We start from the raw sequence: 3,485 nt of genomic DNA, 5'->3' as shown, positions 1-3,485 counted from the left end.
AAAAATCCTTAGTCTACTTTAGTAGACTTTAGCTATTAGCCTAGAACTTTAGTTCTAGGCGGGCGAGTCAAGCTTTCAGTTAAGCTACTTTTTGCTTAAGTTGACACCAATGGCGAGACGCCCACCCCACAAGATTGGATAATTTATTTATACAGACGTTCTACAGGTTTTGTAGTGGACATACTTTCGTAATTCGTAAATCGTAATTAAGAGTTCTAATTACGATTTATCTGGCCACGATCGCATCTACTTTCTTCATTCTCAGGTAGTTTTGGAATGTAGAGTTAAGTTTTTCCAAAATGTCTTTAACTGAAGAAATTCTTTCCCAATTACCCGGCGATCCTTTAAGAGGATTGCGCCAAAGCGATCGCATCCTCACATCTCTGCGCGAAAACTCCGCACCAGTACCAACGCTAGTTAAAGAAAATCAACAGCTTTTAGGCACTGTGGACTTCGATGTGCTTATCTGCGGTGGCACTTTGGGCATTTTAATTGGTTGCGCCTTGGCAGTGAAAGGACTGCGGGTAGCGTTGATGGAACGGGGAATTTTGCGGGGGAGAGAACAAGAGTGGAATATATCTCGCAAAGAATTAGATGTGTTTGTGGAATTGAACTTGTTAACTGAGGAAGAATTAACAAGTGCGATCGCAACTCAATATAACCCAGCACGAGTTAGTTTTGCTGGCGGTACAGAAGTTTGGGTAGAGGATGTTTTGAATATCGGTGTAGATCCTGTTTATCTACTCGCTACTTTGAAAACCCGATTTCTCGCTGCTGGGGGAAAGTTATTAGAAAACACCCCCTTTACCGAAGCGGTGGTGCATCCAGATGGGGTGATGGTAAATAACCAATTCAAAACTCGGTTGTTAATCGATGCAATGGGGCATCTTTCACCCATTACCCAACAAGCACGCCAAGGTAAAAAACCAGATGCCCTTTGCTTGGTGGTAGGAAGTTGCGCCCAAGGTTTTCCAGAAAATAACTCAGGCGACTTGTTATTATCATTTACATCCTTGCAGAATCAATGTCAGTACTTTTGGGAAGCCTTTCCAGCTAGGGATGGCAGAACCACTTACTTGTTTACCTATATGGATGCAGATCCTCAACGTTTGAGTTTAGAAGCTTTATTTGAGGAATATCTGCGTCTTTTACCAGAATATCAAGGAGTGGAATTGAGCAACCTGAAATTTCAACGGGCATTATTTGGTTTCTTTCCCACCTATCGCCAAAGTCCTCTAAAAACTCCTTGGAATCGCATTTTACCAGTCGGAGATAGCAGTGGTAGTCAATCTCCCTTGAGTTTTGGTGGTTTTGGGGCAATGGTACGTCACCTGAAGCGTTTAACTTATGGCATTTACGAAGCACTGGAAACAGAACAATTATCTGCAAAAGCCTTAGCACTGCTGCAACCTTATCAGCCAAGTTTGACTGTTACCTGGTTGTTTCAAAGGGCGATGAGTGTCGGTGTAAATCAAAAAATTGCCCCAGATCAAATTAACCAACTACTCTCGGCGGTATTTCAGGAAATGCAACAGTTGGGTACACCAGTGCTAAAACCATTTTTACAGGATATAGTGCAGTTTTCGGCACTAACAAAAACACTGTTAAAAACTGGTTTCTATCATCCGTTATTAGTTGCCAAGATAATTCCGCAAGTAGGTTTGGCAAGTTTGTTAGATTGGATGTTACATTACAGTAATTTAGGTGTATACACTGCCTTATTTTCGCTAAGTCCAATGTTAGAAACATGGATTAAGAATCAAGCAAATGAACAACAATATTATTGGCATCGTTTGATTGATGCCTGGAAGTATGGTTCTGGCGGTGATTACTCAGATGAAACTTAGAATTTTAGCTGTGTGAGGATAACATGATGGAACGCAAATCTTTAGGAATCAAGTACTTTGCAGTGCTGATTGGATTCCTGCGCGATCGCCCGGGTTTTCTAGAGGAAGTTCGCCAAGGTACAAGATTACCAAATAAAATCATTTCCCTGATAGTTTGCAGTTCTTTATTTCTCGCCGCTTATGGCGGAATTATTGGTGCATACCATAGTTGGATGCAAGCTCTGTCTTCCGCCATTAAGCTCCCAGCCCTTTATTTAATTACACTCCTAATTTGCATCCCGACGTTGTTTTTTGCGAATATTATTTTTGGTTCAAAGCGAACTTTTGGACAGCATTTAGCATTAGTACTGACTGCTGTTTCAGTCACGAGCGTACTTTTATTTAGCTTTGCACCAATCACACTGTTTTTTTTGATTACCACGAATAACTACCAATTTTTAATTCTGCTAAATGTATTCATATTTGCATTAACTGGATTTATTGGTGTTTCGTCTTTATATCACGCCACGAGTTTAGTTTTAGAACAAGATAATGAAGGTAGCAAGACACGCCAGAAAATTTTACAATTTTGGCTATTTCTTTACGCTTTTGTCGGTAGTCAGTTAGGCTGGACTCTCAGACCATTTTTTGGTACGCCTGATTCTGCCTTTCAACTGTTCCGCGAAAGAGAAGGTAATTTCTATTTGAGTGTTATTCAAGCTATTAGCTATCTCTTGGGAATCCGTTAATTAGACATTAGTAATACCACAAAATATCAAATATATAAAATTATGCGGAACAAAGAAAAGATCGGAATTCAACAATTGGGTGTTTTGGTTAATTTATTGCGCGATCGCCAGGCATTCTTAGAAGAAATTCGTCACGGAGTAAGATTACAAAATAAAATTAGTTCTCTGTTCGTAACTAGTTCTATTTTCTTTGCCATCTATGGCGCAATTATCGGTGCATCCCATAGTTGGGGACAGGCTTTATCAGGTGCTATAAAACTACCAGCATTTTATTTATTAACACTGATTATTTGTTTCCCAACTTTGTTCTTTTTTAATGTTCTGTTTGGTTCCCGGAGCAGTATTCAACAGCATTTCGTTGTGTTGCTCACATCTGTATCAGTGATTAGTGTACTTTTATTCAGCTTGGCACCAGTTACGCTATTTTTTCTGATCACTACACCCGATTCTTATCAATTTTTTAAACTGTTAAATGTGTTAATTTTTGGCATTACAGGCATCTTTGGCGTTAAATTCCTTTATGAAGGAATGCAATTACTTTCTCAACAAGATGAAGTTGGCAAAAAAACCCGTACCACTATTTTGAGATCCTGGTTATTGCTTTATGCTTTTGTTGGTATGCAGTTAGGATGGTTTCTCAGACCGTTTTTTGGTGCCCCTGACTCTAACTTTGAGTTGTTTCGGGCAGTGAAAGGAAACTTCTATTTGGATATTGTAGCGGCGGTTTCTGAAATTTTAGGTTTGCGTTAATCTAAGATTTCGCTAATGCTAGGCTGCCGCGTCTGTGACTGGCGACAAAGCCCAATTGAGTAGCATTTCCAACCTCTGGCTGGAAACGAGGTTTGAAAACCATACAACCCACATTCAGCAGGTAAAACCAGAAAAAAGGTATTTTAATCTAAGAGAATGT

The 3,485-nt window shown here is 39.7% G+C and carries 3 protein-coding genes; all 3 read left to right on the top strand.

The features are described 5' to 3' along the window. Positions 1–299 precede the first annotated feature (299 nt). The 3 genes from VB740_RS17610 to VB740_RS17600 are packed head-to-tail and all read left to right on the top strand — an operon-like array spanning position 300 to position 3,325. Positions 300–1,847, top strand: coding sequence for an FAD-binding oxidoreductase (locus VB740_RS17610; protein WP_323201255.1), 1,548 nt, complete (start codon positions 300–302; stop codon positions 1,845–1,847). A gap of 23 nt (positions 1,848–1,870) precedes the next feature. Then, the gene (locus VB740_RS17605) at positions 1,871–2,575 is read left to right on the top strand and encodes an actin-binding WH2 domain-containing protein (protein ID WP_323201254.1); all 705 of its coding nucleotides are present in this window, start codon (positions 1,871–1,873) and stop codon (positions 2,573–2,575) included. A gap of 42 nt (positions 2,576–2,617) precedes the next feature. Continuing rightward, a complete protein-coding gene (locus tag VB740_RS17600) occupies positions 2,618–3,325 on the top strand; it encodes an actin-binding WH2 domain-containing protein (RefSeq protein WP_323201253.1) in 708 nt (235 codons plus the stop codon). The last annotated feature ends 160 nt before the right edge of the window (positions 3,326–3,485 follow it).

It is taken from the genome of Nostoc sp. UHCC 0251 (assembly GCF_034932245.1).
Lineage (GTDB): Bacteria > Cyanobacteriota > Cyanobacteriia > Cyanobacteriales > Nostocaceae > Nostoc.
Note: the sequence above shows the minus strand (reverse complement) of the source record. Positions and strands in the feature narration are given on the sequence as shown.

Coding starts and splice junctions, on each gene's coding strand:
- VB740_RS17610 (WP_323201255.1), top strand. CDS start 300: ATGTCTTTAACTGAAGAAATTCTTTCCCAATTACCCGGCGATCCTTTA.
- VB740_RS17605 (WP_323201254.1), top strand. CDS start 1,871: ATGATGGAACGCAAATCTTTAGGAATCAAGTACTTTGCAGTGCTGATT.
- VB740_RS17600 (WP_323201253.1), top strand. CDS start 2,618: ATGCGGAACAAAGAAAAGATCGGAATTCAACAATTGGGTGTTTTGGTT.